At 50.5% G+C, this 23,353-nt stretch carries 25 protein-coding genes and 1 pseudogene; 16 read left to right on the top strand and 10 right to left on the bottom strand.

Annotation, left to right across the window (positions count from 1 at the left end):
• The first annotated feature begins 26 nt into the window (after positions 1–26).
• Positions 27–1,937, top strand: a complete 1,911-nt coding sequence (locus tag ACGG90_RS01505; protein WP_390404952.1) for a heavy metal translocating P-type ATPase — start codon at positions 27–29, stop codon at positions 1,935–1,937.
• A gap of 65 nt (positions 1,938–2,002) precedes the next feature.
• Here ACGG90_RS01505 and ACGG90_RS01500 read toward each other — a convergent pair whose 3' ends face one another.
• Positions 2,003–2,734: an MIP/aquaporin family protein gene (locus ACGG90_RS01500; RefSeq protein ID WP_390404950.1), complete on the bottom strand. Its 732-nt coding sequence runs from the start codon at positions 2,732–2,734 to the stop codon at positions 2,003–2,005.
• Between the two features lie 168 nt (positions 2,735–2,902).
• On the opposite strand from ACGG90_RS01500, the gene cbpB reads away from it, so the two are divergent.
• Complete coding sequence (cbpB, locus tag ACGG90_RS01495; protein WP_390404948.1) at positions 2,903–3,400, top strand: cyclic-di-AMP-binding protein CbpB; 498 nt, start codon at positions 2,903–2,905, stop codon at positions 3,398–3,400.
• 176 nt (positions 3,401–3,576) lie between these two features.
• On the opposite strand, the gene ACGG90_RS01490 is transcribed toward cbpB, so the two are convergent.
• On the bottom strand, positions 3,577–4,452 hold the full coding sequence (locus ACGG90_RS01490) for a mechanosensitive ion channel family protein (RefSeq protein WP_390404945.1): 876 nt from the start codon (positions 4,450–4,452) through the stop codon (positions 3,577–3,579).
• Positions 4,453–4,609: 157 nt separating this feature from the next.
• Between ACGG90_RS01490 and ACGG90_RS01485 the strand changes: the two genes are divergently transcribed.
• Complete coding sequence (locus tag ACGG90_RS01485) at positions 4,610–5,026, top strand: DUF948 domain-containing protein (RefSeq protein WP_390404942.1); 417 nt, start codon at positions 4,610–4,612, stop codon at positions 5,024–5,026.
• A gap of 12 nt (positions 5,027–5,038) precedes the next feature.
• On the top strand, positions 5,039–5,539 hold the full coding sequence (locus ACGG90_RS01480; protein WP_390404939.1) for a YtxH domain-containing protein: 501 nt from the start codon (positions 5,039–5,041) through the stop codon (positions 5,537–5,539).
• Between the two features lie 268 nt (positions 5,540–5,807).
• On the opposite strand, the gene ACGG90_RS01475 is transcribed toward ACGG90_RS01480, so the two are convergent.
• Positions 5,808–6,911, bottom strand: a complete 1,104-nt coding sequence (locus tag ACGG90_RS01475) for a M24 family metallopeptidase (protein ID WP_390404936.1) — start codon at positions 6,909–6,911, stop codon at positions 5,808–5,810.
• A gap of 202 nt (positions 6,912–7,113) precedes the next feature.
• On the opposite strand from ACGG90_RS01475, the gene ccpA reads away from it, so the two are divergent.
• Positions 7,114–8,115, top strand: a complete 1,002-nt coding sequence (gene ccpA / locus ACGG90_RS01470; RefSeq protein WP_390404933.1) for a catabolite control protein A — start codon at positions 7,114–7,116, stop codon at positions 8,113–8,115.
• A 76-nt stretch (positions 8,116–8,191) separates the two neighbouring features.
• Here ccpA and ACGG90_RS01465 read toward each other — a convergent pair.
• A pseudogene (locus ACGG90_RS01465) lies at positions 8,192–10,633 on the bottom strand (transglycosylase domain-containing protein); the annotation flags it as partial.
• A gap of 168 nt (positions 10,634–10,801) precedes the next feature.
• On the opposite strand from ACGG90_RS01465, the gene ACGG90_RS01460 reads away from it, so the two are divergent.
• The gene (locus ACGG90_RS01460; protein ID WP_390404931.1) at positions 10,802–11,485 is read left to right on the top strand and encodes a YjjG family noncanonical pyrimidine nucleotidase; all 684 of its coding nucleotides are present in this window, start codon (positions 10,802–10,804) and stop codon (positions 11,483–11,485) included.
• Between the two features lie 86 nt (positions 11,486–11,571).
• Here the strand turns inward: ACGG90_RS01460 and pepV are convergent, their stop codons facing one another.
• A complete protein-coding gene (pepV, locus tag ACGG90_RS01455) occupies positions 11,572–12,954 on the bottom strand; it encodes a dipeptidase PepV (protein WP_390404929.1) in 1,383 nt (460 codons plus the stop codon).
• Between the two features lie 42 nt (positions 12,955–12,996).
• On the bottom strand, positions 12,997–14,337 hold the full coding sequence (locus tag ACGG90_RS01450; RefSeq protein WP_390404926.1) for a glycerophosphodiester phosphodiesterase family protein: 1,341 nt from the start codon (positions 14,335–14,337) through the stop codon (positions 12,997–12,999).
• A gap of 51 nt (positions 14,338–14,388) precedes the next feature.
• Between ACGG90_RS01450 and ACGG90_RS01445 the strand changes: the two genes are divergently transcribed.
• The 8 genes from ACGG90_RS01445 to ACGG90_RS01410 all read left to right on the top strand — a co-directional run bounded on the left by ACGG90_RS01445 (position 14,389) and on the right by ACGG90_RS01410 (position 19,532).
• The gene (locus tag ACGG90_RS01445) at positions 14,389–14,703 is read left to right on the top strand and encodes a hypothetical protein (RefSeq protein WP_390404924.1); all 315 of its coding nucleotides are present in this window, start codon (positions 14,389–14,391) and stop codon (positions 14,701–14,703) included.
• Positions 14,672–15,772, top strand: a complete 1,101-nt coding sequence (locus ACGG90_RS01440) for a YibE/F family protein (protein WP_390404921.1) — start codon at positions 14,672–14,674, stop codon at positions 15,770–15,772. Before ACGG90_RS01445 ends, ACGG90_RS01440 begins: the two co-directional genes overlap by 32 nt.
• Positions 15,769–16,506, top strand: a complete 738-nt coding sequence (locus tag ACGG90_RS01435) for a YibE/F family protein (protein ID WP_390404918.1) — start codon at positions 15,769–15,771, stop codon at positions 16,504–16,506. The genes ACGG90_RS01440 and ACGG90_RS01435 overlap by 4 nt, the downstream gene beginning before the upstream one ends.
• A complete protein-coding gene (locus ACGG90_RS01430) occupies positions 16,503–17,102 on the top strand; it encodes a metallophosphoesterase (RefSeq protein WP_390404915.1) in 600 nt (199 codons plus the stop codon). Before ACGG90_RS01435 ends, ACGG90_RS01430 begins: the two co-directional genes overlap by 4 nt.
• A 65-nt stretch (positions 17,103–17,167) precedes the next feature.
• Positions 17,168–17,404 carry a hypothetical protein gene (locus tag ACGG90_RS01425; protein WP_390404913.1) on the top strand — a complete coding sequence of 79 codons (237 nt, stop codon included), beginning with the start codon at positions 17,168–17,170 and terminating at the stop codon, positions 17,402–17,404.
• A 170-nt stretch (positions 17,405–17,574) separates the two neighbouring features.
• Positions 17,575–18,114 (top strand): YutD family protein, encoded by a 540-nt coding sequence (locus tag ACGG90_RS01420; RefSeq protein ID WP_390404910.1) that lies wholly within the window; start codon positions 17,575–17,577, stop codon positions 18,112–18,114.
• Between the two features lie 19 nt (positions 18,115–18,133).
• Positions 18,134–18,910: a TIGR01457 family HAD-type hydrolase gene (locus tag ACGG90_RS01415; protein WP_390404908.1), complete on the top strand. Its 777-nt coding sequence runs from the start codon at positions 18,134–18,136 to the stop codon at positions 18,908–18,910.
• 1 nt (position 18,911) lies between these two features.
• Complete coding sequence (locus tag ACGG90_RS01410; protein WP_390404906.1) at positions 18,912–19,532, top strand: TIGR01906 family membrane protein; 621 nt, start codon at positions 18,912–18,914, stop codon at positions 19,530–19,532.
• A gap of 46 nt (positions 19,533–19,578) precedes the next feature.
• On the opposite strand, the gene ACGG90_RS01405 is transcribed toward ACGG90_RS01410, so the two are convergent.
• The 3 genes from ACGG90_RS01405 to ACGG90_RS01395 form a co-directional block, all read right to left on the bottom strand.
• On the bottom strand, positions 19,579–20,229 hold the full coding sequence (locus ACGG90_RS01405) for a VTT domain-containing protein (RefSeq protein WP_390404905.1): 651 nt from the start codon (positions 20,227–20,229) through the stop codon (positions 19,579–19,581).
• Between the two features lie 73 nt (positions 20,230–20,302).
• Entirely contained in the window at positions 20,303–20,806 is a 504-nt protein-coding gene (locus tag ACGG90_RS01400) for a phosphatidylglycerophosphatase A family protein (protein WP_390404903.1), read from the bottom strand.
• An 11-nt stretch (positions 20,807–20,817) separates the two neighbouring features.
• Complete coding sequence (locus ACGG90_RS01395) at positions 20,818–21,798, bottom strand: NAD(P)/FAD-dependent oxidoreductase (RefSeq protein ID WP_390404900.1); 981 nt, start codon at positions 21,796–21,798, stop codon at positions 20,818–20,820.
• A 126-nt stretch (positions 21,799–21,924) separates the two neighbouring features.
• On the opposite strand from ACGG90_RS01395, the gene ACGG90_RS01390 reads away from it, so the two are divergent.
• Both ACGG90_RS01390 and ACGG90_RS01385 read left to right on the top strand, forming a co-directional pair.
• Positions 21,925–22,515 carry a peptidylprolyl isomerase gene (locus ACGG90_RS01390; protein WP_390405424.1) on the top strand — a complete coding sequence of 197 codons (591 nt, stop codon included), beginning with the start codon at positions 21,925–21,927 and terminating at the stop codon, positions 22,513–22,515.
• A gap of 15 nt (positions 22,516–22,530) precedes the next feature.
• Positions 22,531–22,908 (top strand): CvfD/Ygs/GSP13 family RNA-binding post-transcriptional regulator, encoded by a 378-nt coding sequence (locus tag ACGG90_RS01385; protein ID WP_390404899.1) that lies wholly within the window; start codon positions 22,531–22,533, stop codon positions 22,906–22,908.
• 248 nt (positions 22,909–23,156) lie between these two features.
• Here ACGG90_RS01385 and ACGG90_RS01380 read toward each other — a convergent pair.
• Positions 23,157–23,353, bottom strand: a 197-nt coding sequence (locus ACGG90_RS01380) for a hypothetical protein (protein ID WP_390404897.1), incomplete at its 5' end; no start/stop codon positions are given.

Here is a 23,353-nt window from a genome sequence, read left to right as displayed (position 1 = left end):
GTAAATCAAAGAGATGGGGTGTCAATATGAAGTTTCAATTATGGCTCCAAAAGCATACAAATCATTTAACAGCAATCGTTGCGGTGTTGATCGTGATCGGTTACGCCAGCAAATATCTGGCGCAGAACACCTTGGTGTATAACGCGGCGTTGATCATCGCGTCAATCATTGCCGTGTTGCCGATCGCCTTGCATGCGGTTCAGGCCTTGAAGGTCAAGGTGATTTCGATTGAACTGCTGGTCACTATTGCAGTGGTCGGGGCGTTTATTATCGGCGAGTACAACGAATCCGCCATTGTCACATTCTTGTTCTTGTTTGGGAACTTCTTGGAACAAAAGACGCTGTCAAAGACGCGCGAGTCGATCAAGTCCTTGACCGAAATGGCGCCGACGACTGCAGCGGTGGTGCAGCCAGACGGGACGACTGAAGACGTTGACGTTGACGACGTGGATGAAGGCGACATCGTGCTGGTCAAAACCGGCGGCTCGATTCCCGTAGACGGCGTGGTGGTTGACGGCCAAGGCTACACCAACGAATCTGCCATCACCGGCGAATCCAAGGAAATCAGCAAAGCTGCCGGCGATCAGGTGTATTCCGGCTCATTGCTAAGTAACGGTTATGTGCAGATCAAAGCCACTAAAGTCGGTGATGATACCACGTTTGCCAAGATCGTGGAACTGGTTGAAGACGCGCAAGACACGAAGTCTCACGCCGAGAAGTTCATCGATCGCTTCTCCCAATACTACACACCCGCGGTTTTAGTCATCGCGTTGTTGGTCTTCATTTTCTCCCGCGACTTTAAGTTAGCCATCACGGTGTTAGTTCTAGGCTGCCCTGGGGCATTGGTGATCGGCGCGCCAGTTTCCAACGTGGCTGGGATCGGCAACGGCGCCAAGCGCGGGATCTTGGTTAAAGGCGGCGAAGCAATGGATACGTTCTCCAAAATCGACACCTTCGTCTTTGACAAAACCGGTACGCTGACTGAAGGCAAAACCGCGGTTACCAAAGTCTTGACCTACACCCAAGACAAAGCGGCAGCCCTCACTGCGGCAGCGGCGGTTGAAGCAGTTTCTGATCATCCTTTGGGCCGAGCGATCATCGCTTATGCCGATGAACAAGGCTTTGATTACAAGCAAACAAAGCTTGAAAACAGTCAAACCATCAAGGGCCAAGGTATCAGTGCAACAGTTGATGGCCACAAGCTGTGCGCGGGCAACGCCAAGTTGTTAGCCAGCCACAAGGTTGCTTTAAGTGACCAACAACAAGCTGACCTCAGTCACTTACAAGCCAGCGGCAGCTCCGTTGTGATCATCGCCCGCGACAGTCAAGTGGCAGCTATTATCGGCGTTGCCGATGTGATCCGGACTGATTTGAAGGAGAATCTGGCTGCGTTAAAGCAAGCTGGTGCCAAGCACCTGGTGATGTTGACCGGCGACAATGCCCAAACCGCAAATTATGTGGCCCAAAAGCTGGGCATTGATGAAGTCCATGCCGATTTATTGCCGGATGAGAAGGTCAAGTTTGTTAAGGCGTTCAAAGAACAAGGGCGCAAGGTCGCTTTTGTCGGTGATGGGATCAATGACAGCCCGTCTTTGGCCACAGCTGATATCGGCATTGCGATGGGTTCCGGGACTGATGTGGCCATTGAAACTTCAGACATTGTCTTGATGCAATCGAGTTTTGAAGCGTTGGTCCACGCTTTCAAGTTAGCCAAGAAGACTGTGTTGAACACCCGGGAAAACATTGTGATCGCCATCGGGGTCGTCGCTTTCTTGCTGCTTGGTTTGATTGCCGGCTTCATCTACATGGCCAGCGGCATGTTCGTTCACGAAATCAGTATCTTAGTTGTGATCTTCAACGCAATGCGCTTGATCAACTATGGCAAGCATGATCTGCAACAAACCGCGCAAGCAGCCAAACCTGTGCAAACAAATTGATCTGCCGTTAATCGGCAAAAAAGCGGCACCGTTGCCATCGCAACGGTGCCGCTTTCAGTTGAATTTTACATGAATAAGTTCTTGTATAAGGCGATGGCCGAGATCCCGGCTAAGATTGGCGCCACGACTGGTACCCAAGCGTAACCCCAATCGGAGCTGCCTTTATGTTTTAGCGGCAAGAATTGGTGGATCAAGCGCGGCCCAAGGTCACGCGCTGGGTTCAGCGCTGGGCCGGTGGGGCCGCCGAAGCTGGCAACCAAGGTGCCGACCAGAAAGCCTAACGACATATGGGCGGTGCCTAAGTTATTGGCAAAGAAGGGGGCTTTCGTGATCCCCAAGGCACCAAAGAAAAGAATGAATGAACCAATAAATTCGTTGATGAAGCCATTGAGTTGACTCTTGGTCGCGTTGATCGTGCTGAACGTGCCGAGGATGTGCTGCGGGTTGGTGGTGAGGTCGTAGTGAGGTTTGTATGCGGCAACCACCATCAGCTGGCCAAACATTGCGCCGGCAAATTGTACTAAGAGATAAGGCAGAACTTCTGACCAAGGGAACATCCCGGATACCGCCAAACCCAGCGTGAAGGCTGGGTTGATGTGGTTTCCTGAAATTCCGCCGATGATCATGGCTGGGATCATCACGCCGGCCCCGTAACCGACGGCGATCAACATCCAGTCTGAACCATTTCCTTTAGTCCCTTTTAAATCAACATTGGCAACGGAGCCGTTGCCTAGTGCAACCATGATGGCAGTGCCAATAAATTCGGCCGCCAGTCGCACGCCAAGATCGTAAGTCATGTGTTTCCTCCAAATGAAAGTTTTCAAAAGTTAGCATACGATGACCATGGTACCAATTTATAGCTCCATAGTAAATGCCGATTAAGCCCAAGTAAAGTTTTTTGCTGATGGATGCGCTCACATCGACAAATGCGGTAGAATATAGAAGGAACAAGAAGGAGAAGTGCAATGTTAAATCCAGCAATCGACCACATGATGATAGAAAATCGCAACCACTTCATGATTCCCTCAGAGATGGTTGCCAGCGTCAACTGCGACAATGCTTTGCGCCATGCGTTCTTGGTGCTGACTAAGATGCGTTACGCGAAGATTCCTGTTCTAGACAACCAAGACCACTTCAAAGGCCTTTTGTCCTTGGCCATGATCACCGACAAAATGCTTGGCCTGGACGATTTGGATTTGGCGATTTTAGACGATATGTGCGTCAAAGACGTGATGCAAACCGACGTTGTGACGATTCAGAATCCATATGATATCGAGAATGTTTTACATCTGCTTGTTGATAATCCGTTTCTGCCAGTTGTGCAAGAAGATGGCACTTTCACTGGGATCGTCACGCGCCGCGAAGTCATGAAAGGCATCAATTACATTGGCCATAACCTTGATCGCTATTACAAGATGACGCCGATCGATGCCAATCAACCAGAAGCAGTCAGCCACCATTAAGGCCCACATGGCAAGCCAACGAGGCTGAGATATAAAGCGGTTTTAGCCAATCACACAAGCGGCTCTGCACCACGATTCGTACTTTGAATCGCGATGCAGAGCCGCTTGTGTGACTTGGCGTTGCTTTATGGAACGCGACTAGGTGACTGATGTCCTGACCACGTTGTTGTTAATTGTCATTTCTGCGGTAAGACGAGCTTGGGCGCGGCAACTGTGATGCCAGCGGCGTGCAAGGCTTTGAGGTATGCGGCAAGGAATTTGCGCTGCACCGGCAATTGCTCGCCGTTTTTGACATGCATCATCACTTGATAAGAGAAGTTGCCTGCCGCATCGCTGCTCATGCCCAATAAATCTGGGCCGTCGACGATCGCTGGGGTTTGCGGCACCAAGGTCTTGTTGACATTCTTTAACACGGCGCGCAAGGTTTCCAGATCAACATCAGGGGCAACTGGCAAGTTGATCAACACCTGCATTTGGCTGCGCGATAAGTTGGAAACAATGGCAATGTTGCGGTTGGGGATGAAGTTGACCGTACCATCGGCGGATTTAACGATAGTGGTGCGCAAGCCCACTGAGGTGACAGTACCGGAAATCGCCCCTAAGCGCACGGCGTCACCGACATCGAATTGACCTTCTAAGATAATGAAGATCCCAGTGACCACGTCAGACACGAAGCCTTGCGCCCCTAAGCCCAAGGCGATGCCAACGACACCGGCGCCAGCAATCAAAGTCCCCACAGGCACACCGAGCACCGACAAGACGGCGTAGAAATAAAAGAAGATTACGGTGTAAGAATAGATATTGGTGATCAAGGTCCGCATGGTATCCACACGGGTGCCAGACAGACGGCTGCGGTTCTTATAAGATAAGAACGCGCGGGTGATCAAGCGCTTGCCTACCGAGCGAATTACCATGAACAAGATGGTGAACAGGACGATTTCTCCGACAACGGTGATCAAGCGGTTAAACACCGCATCCCAGTCGATTTGGTCAAGATAACGCAGCAGGAGATTGGTTTGTTGTTGCAAGTTTTTGGTTTCAGCGAGAAACATAAGGGGTCCTTTCTGCAATGGAGTCATTATGACTATTCTACCAAAAGGCAACTATGATTTGAACGCCGTTATAAATGATGATATTCTTAGGGTACGACGTTGTGTATGCGTTTTTGTACGCAACGAGGCAGTACGCTGCGGATTAGGAGGTCGTTGAATGACGTTAGGAGGAATTGCCGGCTTAATTGCGGCAATCGCATTGTTGATTATCGCATTGGCACTGTTCACGATTGGCATCAAGCTTGCTGGGGTGACCAAAGAAGTCCGGCAAACAGTCGTGGCCGTTAACACCACGTTAGGCGTCGTTAACGGAGAATTAGGGAGCTTGACCCATGAAGTCGAAGCACTGCTCACGAAGTCTAACACACTATTAGAAGATGTGAATGGGAAAGTTGCCACGATCGATCCGGTGTTTGATGCGATCGGTGAACTTGGGCAAAGCGTTTCGGATCTGAATACCACCACGCGCCACTTGGCGACTAAAGTCAGTGGTGTTGCTGCCAATTCTGCAAAAGTAACAGTGGCGACGCGCGTGGGTAAAGCTGCGATGAATATGTTGAAGAAGAAAGACTAGGAGGCACATTTTATGGCTAACAAAGGGCACTTTTTCTTAGGTTTCATCTTAGGCGCAACCAGCGCCTTGGCAACTACGTACCTATTGACGCCGCAAACCAGCGATGAGCTGCGGCGCAAATTCTCTGCGAAAAAAGACGACTTAGCTGATCGTGCGGCGGATTATTATGATTATGCCAAAGACGCGACGGCTGATTGGCGTGAATCTGCCGGCGACTTGGTCGAAAATCTCAAAGAGAAGGTGCGTCCAGCATCTGCTGACTTGGCCAGCTACGATGCCGATACGCAAGCGCTCAAAGATGAATTAACCCAAGCACCGGAAGTGGCGACTGATTCTGACTTTGACGATATCGTCTTAGATGGCAAGTCGGCTTTTGCTCAAGCCAAAGACTCTGCTGATGCTGACACCGATGCGCCTGCGGAACCGACAGCAGCGGCGGCGGAAGCACCAGCCGCTGATCCTGCAGCAAGTGATGAAGCGGCTAGCGGTCCAACCACGCCAGATGCTGAATAATCGATCAAATGCCTCGCAGTTGCGAGGCGTTTTTTTGTGCAAACGGTGTGGTGCACACCTGCGTACTGTACTTGAATCAGACGAGTGTCGCGCGTGATCGACAAAACGTTGAGGTCACGCAATAGACGAACAAAGGTGTCCATTGCCGCCTGCGCCAAAGGAGAGAAATCAATTCATTGAAGCATGGGTATCAGGCAAATAAGCGATTAACCGCATTTGCGATGCAAAGCATAATAAAACGCCGCTGTTAGACAGCGGCGCAAGGCATTTATTGAATGATTTGGAATTCTTTAGGCGTGTGGGTGAATGGCTCGCAGCCGGTTTCGGTGACATGCACGCAGTCTTCGATGCGCACGCCGGCGACGCCTGGGATGTAAATGCCAGGTTCAATGGAGAAGCACATTCCAGGGACCAAGGTCATGTCATTGCCGGCCATGATCGAAGGAAATTCATGCGTTGACATACCGATGCCATGGCCTAAGCGATGGTTGAAGTATTCGCCATAACCGGCTTTATCGATCACATCGCGGGCGATTTTGTCTAAAGCTGCTGCGGTGATACCAGGCCGCACGGCAGCTTGGGCAGTGAGTTGGGCTTCTAAGCAGACGTCAAAGATCTCTTTGGCTTTAGCGGAAACTTCGCCGCCGAAGGCCACAGTACGCGTGGCGTCTGACATGTAGCCATGATTATTGGTTCCAAGATCAAACAAGATCAATTCGCCTGGCTGGATCTTGGTGGCTTCAGGTCCGCCATGCGGGTCGGCAGCATCGACGCCAGCTTGGACGATGGTGTCAAAGGACATATGCATCACGCCCATTTTCTGCATGGTGTATTCGATTTCGGCCACGACGGCTTGTTCTGAGCGGCCGGCTTGCAAGGCGGCAAACCCGGCGGCAAAAGCGGCGTCGGCTTGACGCCCTGCTTCTTGCATGAGTGCTAATTCTTGCGGCGTCTTGATCAATTGCAGTTGTTGGATCTTAAGACTGGCGTCAGCAGGAAAGGTGGCTTGTGGAAATTCATGCATGATCGCTTCGAACTTCGCCACGGCCAAGTCGAGTTTCTCAATCCCCCACTTCAAGGGGTTTGGGTTGACTTCACGAATATGTTCGGCGATCAAGGCAAAAGGATCTTCATGATCGAGATAGCCAAACACCGGATATTGCCAGCCGGCTTTGTGCACGGCTTCGATTGACAAGGCCGGGGTGAATAAGAACGGTTCGTGATCTGGGAACACCAACAAGGCGGTGACGCGTTCTTCTGGATCTTGGAAGAAGTTGGTGAAGTAATTGATGTTGGTGAAATTAGAAATGTAAGCCACATCGAGGCCTTGTTCTTGGACCCAAGTTTGTAGTTGATTAAGTTGTTGATTCATACAGATTTACTCCTTCGATGATGCAACATTTTGGCCTTTTAAGTATAGCATATCCGCGTGGTTGACGCCTTTCTGAAAAATGCTCTGAAAATTTCACTGAAAAATTCAGTAAAACGCTTGCAATCGTTGACTGCTTCTGCTAGAGTGTATTGTAAATTAACGAAGATAATTTGTACCGTTCTAGAATAAGGAGCAACAACTAATGGAAAAACAAACAATCACGATCTATGACGTTGCGCGCGAAGCCAACGTCTCTATGGCTACAGTTTCACGGGTCGTAAACGGCAACCCTAACGTTAAGCCGGCGACTCGCAAGAAGGTGCTGGAAGTCATCGATAAACTTGACTATCGACCAAACGCCGTGGCGCGTGGCTTGGCTTCTAAGAAGACGACCACGGTTGGTGTTATCATCCCAGATGTCACCAACATGTTCTTCTCCAGCCTCGCTCGCGGCATCGACGATGTGGCCACGATGTACAAGTACAACATCATCTTAGCCAACTCAGATGAGAACTCCCAAAAGGAAGTCCAAGTGCTTAACACTTTATTGGCCAAGCAAGTTGACGGCTTGATCTACATGGGCCATGATATTTCCGAAGCCATTCGCCAAGAATTCTCCCGCTCCAAGACCCCAATCGTTTTGGCCGGCTCCGTTGATCCTGACGAACAAGTCGGTTCCGTCAACATCGATTACGTTGCTGCAGTGGAAGCTGCCACCACGCAATTGATCGAAAACGGCAACAAGCAAGTGGCCTTAGTTACTGGGCCCTTGAGCCAGCCAATCAACGGCCAATACCGCCTGAAAGGCTACAAGCAAGCTTTGTCTAAGGCTGGCTTGGCTTATGACGAATCTTTGGTCTTTGAAGCAGAAGCCAGCTATCATGCCGGCTTGGCGGTTTTCAAGCAATTGCAGAAAGCCGGCGCTACGGCTGCGTTAGTCGGTGATGATGAATTGGCTTACGGGGTCTTAGATGGCGCATTGGATGCTGGCGTTAAGGTGCCGGAAGACTTTGAAGTGATCACTTCAAACAACACCAAGCTCACCGAAATGGCCCGTCCGCAAATGACCTCTATCGACCAGCCGCTGTATGATATCGGTGCCGTGGCCATGCGGTTATTGACCAAGATGATGAACAAAGAAGAAATCGAAGCCAAGACGATCCGCTTAGGCTTTGATATCACTAAGCGCAAGAGTACTAAATAATCACCAGCTGAAAAAGTGGGCCGCACTCAATTGAGCGGCCCACTTTTTGTAGTTGTTTCAAGCTTGGTTATTGATTGGTATTAGAAGCTGTCGTGGTAGTGACTTTACCGTACCCGTTACCAGATTTGCCCCCGGCATAATCCCAGAAGTCTTTGTAATTCTCACTGGTGCCGCCGATGCCAAACTCGGCTTTAGAAACACCTGGTGTCGTGTTGTTCCATAGGCTTTCGACTTGGTCACCGGTCACTTTGTAAGTGGTACCGTCATAGGTGACATCGCCGTCTTTCAAGCCGGTCAATTTGTTGACGGAGACTTTCTTGACTGCCTCAGGGGCAGTCATTGTCTGGTTGGCTTTGAAGGTGTCTGGAATGACGCGGTAAGCGGCGTTGGCCAGCTTAGCCCAGTAGGCGAGATTTGTCGAGCTGGCTGAGCTGTTCAAGTTGTATTGTGTGCCGTTGGCGTTATCATAACCGATCCAACTGGCCAAGGTGACCCCAGGGGTGGCACCGACAAACCAGATATCCTTGTAATCGTTTGACGTCCCGGTTTTACCGATCAAGTTATCGGTGTTAAAGCTCAACTGATACGTTAAGCTGGCAGCGGTCCCTTTGGTGATAACGTTGTGCATCATTTTCTGCATGATGTAGGTGGTGGCATCAGAGAAGACTTTGGTGTTGTTGGTTTTGTGGTGGTAGATCACATTGCCGCCTGGATCAACGATCTTGTCGATGACATAAGCGTCAGTGTGATTGCCGCCGTTTTCAAAAGTGGTGTAGGCGCTGGCTTGATCTTCCACGCTGATGCCGTAATCCGTTCCCCCTAAGGCGAGCCCCAGTTGCGAATAGTCGTTGGCAGTCAGCGAGTGAATGCCCATTTTGGTCAGATACGACTTCACATTAACTTGTTTGCGCACTTGGTTATACAAGTTGACTGCCGGGATGTTATAGGATTGGGCCAAAGCATCGGTGGCAGAAATGAACTTGTTTTGGATCTGGCCGCCATAGTCGGTGACGGAATAGTTAGGAAAGTTGGTTTTGAAATCCGCCAACATCGATTGTGAGCCAATCAATTGATTCTCCACTGCTGGACCATAGACGGCTAATGGTTTGATCGAAGAACCTGGTGAACGGGTGGTATAAATGTGGTTCAGTTCTCCAGAAACGCCGCCGACAAAGCCGATCACCGCCCCAGTTTGGTTATTCAACAATACTGAGCCGTTTTGCACCGGTTCTTTATCAGTGACGTATTCGCCGGTTTCCGGATCAATTTCGCTGGTGGTGTAAGTGGTGCCGAAGGTGTAGGCATTGTCTTTGACCACCGTTTGCATGCTGTCATAAACTTGCTTGTTGATCGTGGAATGTACTTGGTAACCTTTGGTGGTCAGCAACGTTTGTGCTTGCGTCAGGTATTGATTGTCCAAGGCGTTGTCTTTATCCAAGTCAGCTTGAGTGTGGCCGTCATCTTTGGCCAGTTGCAAGGCGAGAATGGATTTGGCTTCACTTTGGATCATGTTGTAAACATAAGCGTATTTGGTGGTGCTGTCGTCTTGTGCGGTATCATGCCCGGCAAAATCGGACCGCAAATCAAATTGCTTGGCTGCTATGTATTGCTTGTGCGTAATTGCGCCGTCGCGGTACATCCGAAACAACACGGTATGCTGGCGGGTGATGCCGGCACTGAGGTCTTTTTTCAAGGCCCCAGAGGCTGTATAAGGCGTGTAAACACTGGGACTTTGCGGTAAACCGGCGATAAACGCTGATTCCGGCAGGTTCAAGTCTTTGGCATTCTTGCCGAATAACCCTTGGGCGGCAGTTTGCACCCCGGCAATGTTTTGACCTTTGTTGTTGCGGCCGAATGTGGCAATGTTCAAGTAAGCTTCTAAGATATTCTTCTTGGAGAAGAAGTGGTTCAAGCGCAAGGCGTACATGATCTCGGTGACTTTACGCTTGAAGGTCGTTTCAGAATTGAGAAACTGCAATTTCACCACTTGTTGGGTCAGCGTGGAGCCGCCAGTTTGGCTGCCGACTCCGGAGAATTCACTAAACACTGCGCGCACCACCGCTTTAGGCGAAACCCCAGAATTGGTGTAGAAGTCTGAGTCTTCCGTGGCGATGATCGCTTTTTGCACCCAAGGCGAAATCTCCGATAAGTTGGCGGTGTCGCGAATGAGGTCGCTTTTAACATGGGCGAGTTCAATATTATTGGCAAAATACAGATTCGTTGATTGTTCAACATTTGATAAGGTCTTTTGCATCGCCGTGCGGCTGGGCACAGCAGTTTCGTTGACGATCGCGGCAAAATAGCCGCCTAACAAGCCAATGCCGAAGACGCCGCCAATGGCAATGACTGCCGCGGCGTAGTACACGATGGTTTTGAACGATTGTAAAATGATATCGAGATAAAGTGGCCAGGTCTTAGCTGAAAGAGGCGGTAATGCCGGGTTTTCAGTCGCACTGGCGCGGGCGTGGCCGGCCAGTTTGGCAAGCAAGTTGTGCCACCACGTGATAAGCGTCTTCAAATTTTTCCCACCTTTGATTTAGCGCAATATGGAATATTTTATCATTAGACGCGGCCAAACGCCATTAAAGGCGCAACACCAACTGGTTACAGTCACTTTACATTCCAGGGGTGTACAACCCAAGCTTGGTCTGCTAGCGTTAAGGCATATTGTAAAGGGGGCCCTGCCATGTACCAGAACCTGTTTTTTGATGTTGATGATACACTGTTGGATTTCGAAGCTGGTGAACTCAAAAGCCTGCGCTTGACTATGAGCAAACAAGCCATCGCCTACACCCCGCGCCTTGAAGCTGCCTATTTGCAGATCAATGCAGGGCTATGGCGCCAGTATGAAGCAGGGACGCTGGCACGTGCGCAGATCTTCACCAGCCGCATGCGCGAATTGTTTAAGCAATTGCACATCGCAGCCGATCCGCTGCAAGCCGAGAAAGATTACCGTAAAGCCTTGGATCAACAAGCTATCTTGATTCCGCGGGCAGCAGAAACGTTAACGGCTTTGCGCGATTATCATTTGTATGTGGTATCCAACGGTATCGAAGCCACCCAAATCGCCCGCTTGACCAAAAGCGGCTTGATCGATTATTTCGACAACATCTTCGTTTCTGATACCATTGGGGCGCCAAAGCCCACCGTGGCCTTCTTTGATTACGTTGCCAAGAAAACGCCGCATTATGATCCTGCCACGAGTTTGATCATCGGCGATTCTTTGACCTCTGATATCCAAGGCGGGCTTAACGCGCATATGGACACGGTATGGTTCAACCCGCGGTATCTGCCTAATCGCGGTTTGCAAAAGCCCACTTACACCTTAAGCGACTTCAGCGACTTGACCAAGATCGTCAACGCCCACTGAGCAGATCGAACCATCATGCAAACAGCGCTGCTTCACAATTTGAATTGAGAAGCAGCGCTGTTTATGTGGGCAATGTTGGATATTGCTTATCGTGTCAGGCGATAAATCGCATCGGCATAAATTGCCACGGCTTGCAGCAAGTCATCGATCACCATGTATTCGTCAGCTTGGTGCATGACGTTCTCGCGTCCTGGCATCATGGCGCCAAAGGCAACGCCGCGTTTGAATAAGCGACCATAAGTGCCGCCGCCGATGACTTTTTGCGTGCCAAGCAAGCCGGTATGGTCGTGATAAACGGCCAGCAGTGTTTGCACCAAAGGATCATTTTCTGGCACGTAATGCGGCGTGTGGCCCGCATCGGTAATGGCCACTTGCACGCCTTTTGGCAAGGCGTGTTGAATGCGCGCTTGGATCTGCACCAAGGTGATGCCTTGCGGGTAGCGGACATTCAAGCTGATGGTGCCGGCTTGATAATCAAACAAATCGGCACTGCAAGTCAACTCACCCATCACCGCATCACGAAAGGCAATACCAAGCTTGGCACCGGTAGGATCTTCATGCAGCTGTTTGGCGATAGTGGATGTGAACAATTCATCGCTTAGCCAAGGGTCGATCAACGTCGCCAAATGCGTGGCGGCATTGATCCCAGCAGCTGGATCTAAGGCATGGGCGCCTTTGCCTAAGACCGTGATTGTTAGCCCTTGAGCAGATAAGTCGCCTTGTACTTGCACCGGATGGGTTGCAGCATAGTGGTCCAGTTGCGCTTGCCAATCAGTTGGCAGCGCCCCTTGAATGGTGGCAACGGCTTTGCCTGGCACCATGTTCACGCGCACCCCAGCTTCAAAAGCGGTCAACTTGAGCGGTGCTTGATGCGTTAATTTGGGATAATGCAGCGTTAAGCTGGCGATACCTTTTTCACCATTGATGATGGGAAATTCGGCATCAGGAGAGAAGCCGTAATCAGGCATTGGATTAGTTGCTTGGTAACGGTCCATGCCATACCAGTTGGATTCTTCATCAGAGCCTAGGATGAAGTGAACTTGTTGCTGCAACACTATGCCGTGTTCTTTCAACAGGCGCAACGCATAATATGCAGCAAGCGCTGGGCCTTTATCATCGGCGCTGCCGCGACCGTAGATGCGATTGCCTTCAATTGTTGCAACAAAAGGCGCATGCTGCCAGCCATCGCCTGCAGGGACCACATCCATATGGCCGAGAATGCCAAGGGTGGTGGCGCCGCTGCCGTATTCGATGCGGCCGGCTACATTCTCGATGTTATGGGTGGCAAAGCCGTCGCGTTTGGCGATATCAAGCATCGCAAGCAGCGCTTGGGCTGGGCCTGGCCCTAGTGGGGCATCGTCGGTGGCGTGGGCGGTGTCGCGCACGCTTGGAATATTAATGAGTGTCGTGAGGTCTGCTAACAAGGCTTGGCGATATTTGTTCGCCTCAGTTTGCCAATCGATGGACATATGATCCCGCCTTTACATAATTGATAGCACCAGCGTATCAGATCAAGGCCGCATTGTCATGTTTAATGCCGCCGCATTCAACAGGCTGCCGTTGTTCGTTTGACCCAACCCCAGTTTGGGCCGCTGCAAGGCGTGATCGGCATTGAAACGCAACAGCCAGTTGGGCGCTTTGCTCAGATCCGGCTGCACCATTAAATCGCTGGCAGGTACCCAGCCGCTGGCCAATTGGCACCAGACTTGATGTCCGTTGATCTTAACGGCAACAATACGCTGGCGCTTGCCGATCAGAAATTGATCCACCACAGCTGAAGCCTTGCTGGGTGCAGCCCGCATGGCGACGTGAAAGCCGCGTGTTGGCCGACTTTCGGCAAGTTGGTTGACCAACAGCTGGGCCCAGCCAGCCTGCGGCGCCAAGTTCAATGTCGTCGCTTGGACAAATTGATTATCACCGATTTGATAATAAGTTGCTTGTTGCAAGGAAACGGCTTTGATCACAGTAAACGTGGCGCCGGCGGCAAGTTGTTTGCGCCGTATCGTGGGTTTGTAAGGGTTGGTGTAAATCGGCAGGCTGCGCGTGCTGGTGTTGGTGGCCAGTGCGTCGATCGGGTGGCTTTGGGCATCTTTGGTCAGACTTTGATATTCATGGGCCAAGCCAGGATAGTTGGTGACGATGCCATCAATGGGAATGTTCACCAGCCAATGCCACTTCTTGCGCGATTCGTTCATTTCGTCCCAAACATAGACTCGCTGGCCGATGTGATGCAGATCAGAAACCAGCTTCGGGGTCACCAAGGTGCTGGACATGTTGATGCCGCTGACATAAGGGAACACCGCGAATGTGATGCGTTTCAACGATCCGACAATAAAAATGCGCGGGACGCTGGGCAGCAGTTTTTGCAGCCGTTTCAAGGAGCCTAGCGAGAACGAATGAAACATCACGCGGCGCTGCATGTGGTATTTCACTACCAGCGCGGCAAGTTTCTGTTCCAGCTGCGGATGAGGGACCTTTTTTTTGATTTTGGTTTCGATCAAGAAGCGGCGATTGGAATGTTGATAATGTGCAAAGAGTTCTGCAACGCTGTGAATCGGTTCGCCATTTTTGGTATGATATTGCTGGATCTGATCATAATTTGAGCTGGCGATGGTGACGTCTTGGCCGGTTGTGCGCAACAGCGTAGGGTCGTGTTGGATCACCAAGATGCCGTCTTTGGATTCTTGCACATCCAGCTCCACATAATCAGCGCCGGCGTTGAATGCGGCATTGTCGCTTTGGAAAGTCTCTTCAGGGTACTTCAGCGGGTCACCGCGGTGGCCGACGACCACAAACCCGCACAAGGCGCAATACACCGCAAGCCAAGCGCAAATATTGACAATTTTAGGCATGAGTTTCTCCTTTGCCTATGACCTTAACACGATTTTAATAGGAGGTACACCATGGAAGATAACGAGCAAACATTTGACTTGATTCAAGAAATTACCAGAAATGATAAGACACGTTATTACGAACTGGGCAACATCTTAATGAACGGGCGCGCGGAAAAAGCCGCCATCAAAGGGTTGATCCGGCACGTGCGGATCATGCAATTGAATATTCCGCATTCAACAGCCGTGCGCAAGTATGAAGCATACATCAATGCGCATTACAAAGTCCCGCCGTTTGATTTAGACGAGTGGGAAGAATGGGCCAAACCAGAAGGCCCAGTTAAAGAGGCTTATGATGAGATCTTACGCCAGAATCATATCGGCTAAGCTGCATTGGCTGTGGCCGGTGGTGGTGTTTGGCTTGGTGTGGTGGGGGATGCAATATTCTGCCCCGTTATATCATCAACCCATTGCGCGCATCACAGCTGTGCAAACGACCAGTGTTGAGCGGCCGGTGGATAATTTCAATAACCATGATCGCTTGGTGCATCAGCGCTTGCAGGCGGTCTTGCTGAACACCGAAAAGCGGCATCAGCAGTTGGTGCTGCGCAATACTTATTCCCAAAGCGGGGCCGAAGACGCACCGCTGGGTGTTGGGGCGCAAGTTTTCTTAGCCACCAACGCTGCTGGTCATTACACGATCACCAACATCAAGCGTGATGCGATCGTTGCCGCATTAGGTGCGGCGACTTTAGTGTTATTGGCACAGATCTTAACGAAACGCTTCTGGTTGACCATGGCATCGATCATTGCCAATGCGGTGGTGTTTGCTGCGGCGGTGCGTGGTGAATTGCTGAGCCATGGGGTGCATGCTTTTGCCTTATTTGCTGCGGTGACGGTGGTGTTTGCTGTGATATGCACCTTGTTTGTGGTGGGATTCAAGCCGCTTGCGGCAGTGGTGGCAGGCGGGACGATCTTAGCAACCGGCTTGGGGGTGGCGCTTGGCTATGCGGTGTTTACGGTGTGCGGCTATCAAAGTTTGCATTTAGAAACCGTGAAATACGTGACGCAAGCGCCGGAGTTGTTGTTTTTCGTACAAATCATTATTGGTTCGCTTGGCGCGGTACTGGATGAATGCTCTGACATTGCCGTGGCGATCTTGCAGCTTGAATCAGGCGCCAAAGCCCGCTTTCAAGCTGGTATGGCGATTGGACGCAATGTCATGGGGCCGCTGATCACAGTATTGTTTATGATCTTCATCGCAGAAACCTTTGCCGAAGCGGTATTATGGTTGCGCAATGGCAATGCGATCAGCACCACTGTTAGCTGGGTGATGGGGCTGGGCTTTGCGCAGTCTTTGATCTCGGCGTTTGGCATTGTGTTGGCAGTGCCATTAACCAGCGGTTTGGCTGCGGCTGCAGCATGGTGGCAAGATACAAGGAGGCGTGCGGCATGAACACGATCCTAGTGTTGGGTTTGGTCTTGTTGGGGTTGATGGTCTTAGTCGGCGGCAGGCAAGGCGTCAGCAATTTCTTGGCGTTGTTGTTTAATACCGGATTGATGATCACCGCAGTGGTGTTGATGGCTGGTGGGTTTGATCCTGTGGTGGTGGCTGCGGTGATCGGCTTGTTGGTGCTGGCGGTGACGATTTTCATGAGTACCAGTAACACAGCTGTGGCCGGCCCGGCGTTTGTGGCGTCATTAATGGTGATGGTCGCGGTGTTGGCAGTGGTGTTAGTCGGTGTCCAGCTCAGCGCTACGGCAGGCTTTGGCCCGGAAGATTCAGAGGAATTGGAAGGCTTTTCGGTGTACATCGGGGTGTCGTTTGCCAAAGTGTTGATCGCTACTGGTTTGTTAGGGACATTAGGGGCGATTGCTGAGGCGGCTTGTGCCGTGGCAGCAGGGGTGATCGAGTTGGCTGATGACGCGACTAGCGGCGGTTTGCGCGAAATCCAAACAACGATCATCGGTACGGCGTTGAACACCTTGTTCTTCGGTTTCTTCGGGGGTTTTTCAGCGTTATTTATCTGGTTTGCGCAGCTGAAGTACCCGTTTAGTGAGGTGATCAATAATCAGATCTTTGTTGGCGAGCTGATCCAGGTGCTGTTTTCCGTGATTGCCGTGGCGCTAACCGTGCCGGTGACCATGTGGGTGGTGCGCCGACGCCAGAAATTGGGGGCACATTCATGAATTTCTTTATTGCAGACACACATTTTTTCCATCGCGACTTGTTAGGCGCCAATGACTTCGCGCCGCGCCTGTTTGATTCAGTGGACGCGATGGATCAAGCCATGATCGCCGCGTGGAATGCGCGCGTGGACGATAACGATGTGGTGTATCACCTCGGTGACATCGCCATGAACCCAGAAGCGGTGCCCAGTGATGCGGCGGTGCTTTCGATCTTGCTGCAGCTGCATGGCCGCATTGCGTTTATCAAGGGCAATCACGATTACCAAAGCCTGTTCAAATATTTGCGCAACAATGACCCCGGTTTGCATGGCCAGCCTAAATTCAGCTTTCATGCGGTTGGGACGATCATCAAAGATGATCATACGCAATTTATCATGACGCATTATCCGCTGCTGCTGGGGATCACCAAGCAGACGCTGAACTTGCATGGGCATATTCATCACAACATGGTGCCAATCGCTGAAAATATCAACGTTGGCGTTGATGCCCCAGAACGGGCATGGCTGGACGCGCAAGTGCCTTGGGGCAGTCCTTTGCGCGCCGATGAGATTCATCAACTCTTCGCCGCTAAACAAAAAATATTAAAAAATAAGTAAATTCACATTGATTTTTAATGTAATTCTCGATAAACTGTCATTATACACGATCCGGGGGTGTCATCATGGCAGTAGATGTGGATGCTTTGCAAGCCTTGCGCCGTGACGTCTTGGCCAGTACCGAGCCAGGCGCATTGGCACAAGTGAATGGCTTGATCACGTTAGGCTTTCGTAAATTAGAAGCACACGGCTTCACCGCGGCATATTTTCAATTTAGCTTCTGGCCGCAGCTTGCGCCATGGTTACAACCCGCCGCGACCACACAACTGGCCACGCGCTTTGCGGCTTTGGTCCAAACTTGATGCTGGCGTTTAGGTAATGCGTCTCTATGCTGCGATGAATAAATCGCGGGGTAGAGGCGTTTTGCGTCGTTCAAGAAAGTCCTGGATTTAGCAGCCAGCTTGAGGCACACGCGTTTGTTCGCTTATCAGCGTGTGTTATACTTAGACATTGGCTGAAAGGAGCGATCGTGATGCACAAACAAGCTGAAGCCGTCACTAAACCGACGCCTCAACCGTTAGTAGATGTGGTGCAGGTGGCAGAAGACATGGTGACAGTGGATAAGCGCCGTTATCAAATTGTGTTGGTGCACAAGCAGCCTTTTGATCGGGCGGCTTTTGCGTTGCGCTACACGGATATCCTAGACAAGTACGATTATATCGTCGGCGACTGGGGTTATGAGCAATTGCGGCTGAAGGGATTCTACGCGCCGGATAATCGGCGGGCGACCAAAGGCCAAACCATTACGACGTTGCAAGATTACCTGAATGAATATTGTAATTTCGGCTGTGCGTACTTTGTTTTGCAGCGCTTGGATGCGCCGGTGGCCAAACCTAAGCGCCGGCCGGCTAAGCCGAGCAACCGGCGCCGGCGCGGCCATCGCGGCGGTAATAAACCATACGTCGAAAAAACCAGTACTGTGGCGGCTAAGCCTAGCGGGCATGCCACCACAGCCAGTCGTGACAAGCCCAACAAGCGGCATTTCACGATTCGCCAACAAGATTCTAAATAGAAGTTAGGAGTATTTTTTCTTGAGTTATAAAGGATACATGATCGATTTAGACGGGACGGTTTACCGCGGACGCGAGCGCATCCCTGAAGCACGGGATTTCATTAAGCGGCTGCAGCGCAAGCAGATCCCGTTTTTATTTTTGACCAACAACACGACCAAGTCGCCGGAAGCCGTGTGCAAGAATCTTGCCCAAAACCACGACATTCACGTCACGCCTGAGCAAGTATACACGCCGAGTTTGGCCACTGCCGCTTGGATCCAAGAAGATTGCGGTGGTGATGCGCATGGCCATAGCGTGTATGTGATCGGTGAAATCGGCTTGAAGCAGGCGATGCTTGATGTGGGCTTGACTTTCAATGAATTCGATCCGGACTATGTCGTTGTTGGCTTGGACTATGACGTCACCTACCACAAGTTCGAGCTGGCCACATTGGCGATCCAACGCGGTGCCAAGTTCATTGGTACCAATGCTGACACGAATCTGCCCAATGAACGCGGCCATGTGCCAGGTGCCGGTTCGGTGATTGCTTTGGTGGAATGTTCGACGCAACAAAAAGCCTTCTACATCGGCAAGCCTGAAGCCATCATCATGACTCAAGGTTTGAAGCGTATGGGACTCAAGCGCGGTTCAGTCGTGATGGTCGGGGATAATTACAAAACGGATATACAAGCCGGGATCAATGCGGGTATCGATCAATTGCTGGTTTATACCGGGATCTCGACGCATGAATTTGTTGCCGCTCAAGCGATCCAACCGACGCATCAAGTGGAAAGCCTGGCGGACTGGGAGGTATAAGATGCGGTGGTGGCGTTGGCTGTGTTTATGGTTATTTATTATCAGCGCCTGTGTGTGGGCGACGATTTTGTTGACGTATGGCTTGTATCCAGTGTTTATGCTTAAAGATGGTTTGCCGCAAGTGTGCGGCTTGGCGTTTGGCCGCTTGTATCACAACTACTTGCAGTTGCTGGCGTATTTGCAATTGCCATGGCTGAGCCAGCTGCACATGAGTGATTTTGGGAGTTCCCCATCAGGCGCTCAGCACTTTGCCGATGTGCGCAAGCTGTTCATCTTGGCAATTGTGGTCTGCCTGTTGACGGCTTGGCCGGCCATCAACAGCTGGCTGCACTTGCGGCGCACCAAGCGGCGTTGGCATTTGGTGGCCAGTTTTCAAGTTGGTGCCATCTTACCTTTGGTATTAGGTGCGTTAATGGCGATGAATTTCGATGCAGTGTTTGTTCGCTTTCATCAAGTGTTGTTTCGCAACGACGATTGGTTGTTTGATCCGGCCAAAGATCCAATCATCAATGTTTTGCCCGAAGACTTCTTTATGGCCTGCTTCGCGTTGTTCTTAGTGCTTTTTGAGCTGGTAATGGCTTATGGCATTTGGCGCGGCCGCCAAGACGCCCGCTTGAAGTAAAAAAAGTCACCGGCTTCCAAATTTGGAAGCCGGTGACTTTTTTGGCTTAGTCTTTAGTCGGTTGCGCTGTTTTGCGCGAACGCAAGGCGCCGATCAATACAGGAATCAAGGAAATAGCGATGATGCCCAATACCACCGCGGAAAAGTGGGCTTTGACAAAAGGCACATTGCCGAAGAAGAAGCCGGCGATGCAACACATCGATACCCACAAGAAACCGCCTAGGAAGTTGAAATGGATAAATTTGCCGTAATGCATGTTGGATCCGCCAGCGACGAATGGGGCAAAGGTGCGGATCAAGGGGATGAAGCGGGCAATGGCAATGGTTTTGCCCCCATGTTTGTTGAAGAACGCTTCAGCTGAGGCCAGCTTGTCGCGATTGATCAACCTGGAGAAGAAACCATTGTTAGATGCAGCCAGTCCCAAGTGTTTGCCAATTTCGTAATTGACGGTGTCGCCGGCCACTGCTGCGAGCAAGAACAGCCCGTAAAACAGCCAGACATTGAGGTTGTAAGCTGAATTGGCGGCCAAGGCGCAAGCTGCAAATAGCAGCGAGTCGCCTGGCAGAAACGGGAAGATCACGACGCCAGTTTCGATAAACACCATCACAAACAAGATCAAGTAAGTCCAATTCCCGAAGCTGTTAACGATGGTGATGAGGTGTGTGTCGATGTGTAAGATAAAATCGATCAGTTGCATGCCCAGGCTCCTTTTTCAAATTAATTACATTATACGGGTTTTGGCGCGGGTAGAGGTGAAGAATCGGTTAAGATCAGTAATTATCGTCTTCAAGCTCTGGGTGAGCGTGTGCCAAGCGGCTGGCTGCCGCTGCGGCAATGGCGCCGACTAAATCGTCTAAGAATGTGTGGATGATCCCAGGTTCATGGGCGTTGAGCTTCGCCAGGATCCCAGGTTTTACCCGGTCGATATACCCGTAATTGGTAAAGCCAATGGAACCATAGACGTTGACAATGGCAAACGCCAAAATCTCGTCGATGCCATATAAGCCTTCGTCTTCGGCGATAATGCTTTGCAGCGGTGCTTCAAGTTGACCAGCTTCAGCGAGCTTGTCCAATTGGACGCCAGTCATCACTGCATTTTGTACTTCGCGTTTGCGCAAGACGATCAAGACATTCTCCACGGCGGTTTCAAGCGTCAAATTGGGGATGTATTTCTCTTGCAAGAACATCACCAGCTCACCGATTGCTTCTGGGGAGACACCGCGTTCTTTCAATAAGTCTAAAGTATGTTGATACAACCGTTCTTCATTTGTCATAACTGACCTTCTTAGTGATAAAGTTGGGTACTGTGCGTGGCTTGGCGCCGATCCGGATACAAATAAGACAATGCTTCATTAATGGCGATTGGTGCTTCGCCAAAGCCGTTGGCAATCAGTTTGACTTTGCCAGGGTAGGTCACTGCATCGCCAATGGCGTAGATCCCAGGCACGCTGGTTTGCATCTTGGTGTCAACTACGACAGCATTGTGTTCAAGGGCCACACCCCATTGGCGCAGCTGCTTGTTTTCACTCATGAAGCCGTAATTGACCAAGAGCTTGTCCACGTTCAGCACTTTGGTGGTGTCGCCGCGCACTTCTTTCAATGAAATATCCAAGCGTTCGTCTTGCGCTTTGACGCCATCGATCAAATACGGCGTCAGGCATTCAACCGTGGAGGCTTTAAGCTGTTCAACACTTGATTCCAATCCGCGGAATTGATTGCGCCGGTGGATCAAGTGGACACTTTTGGCAATCGGGGCCATGGCTAAGGCCCAATCGATTGCTGAATCGCCGCCGCCGGCAATGGCGATGTCCAGACCTTTGACGCTGTTGAGATCGCGCACGAAGTAGTTGATTTGATGATCGTCTAATGCCGGATCGTAATCCACCGCAAGTTTGCGCGGGGTGAAGGCGCCGCCGCCAGTGGCAATCACCACAGCTTTGGTATGGAACTCACCATTGGTAGTAGCCAAGGTGAAGCCTTCAGGTGTTTGTGTGATGGCTTGGACATTGGTCGCGGTTTGGATATTCGGGTGAAAGTGTTCCGCTTGTTCCTGAAGTGCTTCAATCAAGGCTTGTCCAGAGACATGGGGGTAGCCGCCAATATCATATAAGATCTTGGCGGGATACAAGTTGCCAGGTTGGCCGCCTAAGCTGGCCAAACTTTCCAATAATAAAACGTCGGCGTTGTGCAGTCCGGCATAGAACGCGGCAAACATGCCGACTGGGCCGCCACCGATCACGGTAATTTCATAGGTATGTGTCGTCAATGATTTATCCTCACTTTAATTCAAACTACAGCGTAACCTTAACATATTTTGACCAAGAGCACTATGTTGCGTCGCATTGTTGCCGTGATTCAGGTACAATAGGAAAGATTAAACTTACAGGAGGCAATTATGTACCCACAATTAAACCTTGATTCATTTACCGGTCCTAAAGCCGTGATGCACACCAACGTTGGTGACATCACTTTTGCTTTGTTTGCAGACCAAGCGCCTAAAACCGTCGAGAACTTCATCGGTTTAGCCAAGCAAGGCTATTATGATGGCGTTTCTTTCCACCGTGTAATCGCCGACTTCATGATCCAAGGCGGCGATCCTACTGGCACCGGTGCCGGTGGTGAAAGCTTCTTTGGTCACGCGTTTGAAGATGAATTCTCCAATGAAGTCTTTAACCTTAAAGGGGCCTTGTCTATGGCCAACGCTGGTCCTAACACCAACGGCAGCCAGTTCTTCATTGTCTCTAATGAGCACATCAACCAAGACATGTTGGCCCAAATGCCAGCTGCGGGTTACCCGCAAGCCATCATTGACGCTTATAAGCAAGGCGGCACGCCTTGGTTAGATCATCGTCATACCGTATTTGGTCACGTATTAGCCGGCCAAGACGTCGTTGACAAGATCTCCAAGACCAAGACGCTGCCTGGTGACAAGCCGGTTAACGACATCTTGATTCAATCTGTAGATGTGATCGACGCCCAATAGAAACGAAGTGGCATCATGAATTATCGGATAGGTGACATTCTCACAGGTAAAGTAACTGGGATTCAGCCTTATGGCGTGTTTGTGCTGCTGGATGACCACACCCAAGGCTTGGTGCATATCTCTGAATGCCAGCATGGCTTTGTCAAAGCACTCAATGAACATTTTCACATCGGCCAAGAGCTGCAAGTGGTGATTTTGGATATCGATGAATACTCCAAGAAGATCAGCTTGTCGTTGCGGGCGTTGATGCCGGCTCCGGAGCAATCCAGCTATCGACGACGCAAGCATTATTGGACCACGCGCAAAGTCCACACGGGCTTTGCCCCAATCGCTGCCCATTTAGATAGTTGGGTAGCCGAATATTTGCACCGTATGGGCAAGCCGTCACGCTAATGTGGCGGTTTTTTATTAACGATCATGGTGAATTGAATGTACTTGTTCGGGAAAAATGAAAACTAAAAATATTCTCAGATTTTCAGTTGACGATATCGGCGATAGTTGGTATGATATCAAAGTTGTCTTTTAGATAACACCGGCGTTTCCAAAGCGTCAGCAAAAAACTTGTTGACAGTTTCAGAAAAGCTTGGTATGATTTAAAAGTTGTCGCGAGCAGTTATGAAGCGCTTCACCAAATGAGCACTTCAAAAAAGTTCTTGACAACGCACGATGAGATATGATAAACTTAAACACGTTGGTTGTGTCTTATCAACAAGGTAGTCCTTTGAAAACTGAACAAAGTTTCGTAAATGTGATAGGGCTTTTCTTAAATGAAAAGAATTAAACATGAGCGAAGTCAATTCGCTAGTAAATCTCGGATCTAAAGCTTCGGCTTTAGTGA

It is taken from the genome of Lacticaseibacillus jixiensis (genome assembly GCF_042847315.1).
In the GTDB taxonomy this organism is placed as follows: Bacteria; Bacillota; Bacilli; order Lactobacillales; family Lactobacillaceae; genus Lacticaseibacillus; species Lacticaseibacillus jixiensis.
The sequence above is the reverse complement of the archived record's forward strand: the minus strand, read 5'-3'. Positions and strand labels throughout refer to the sequence as shown.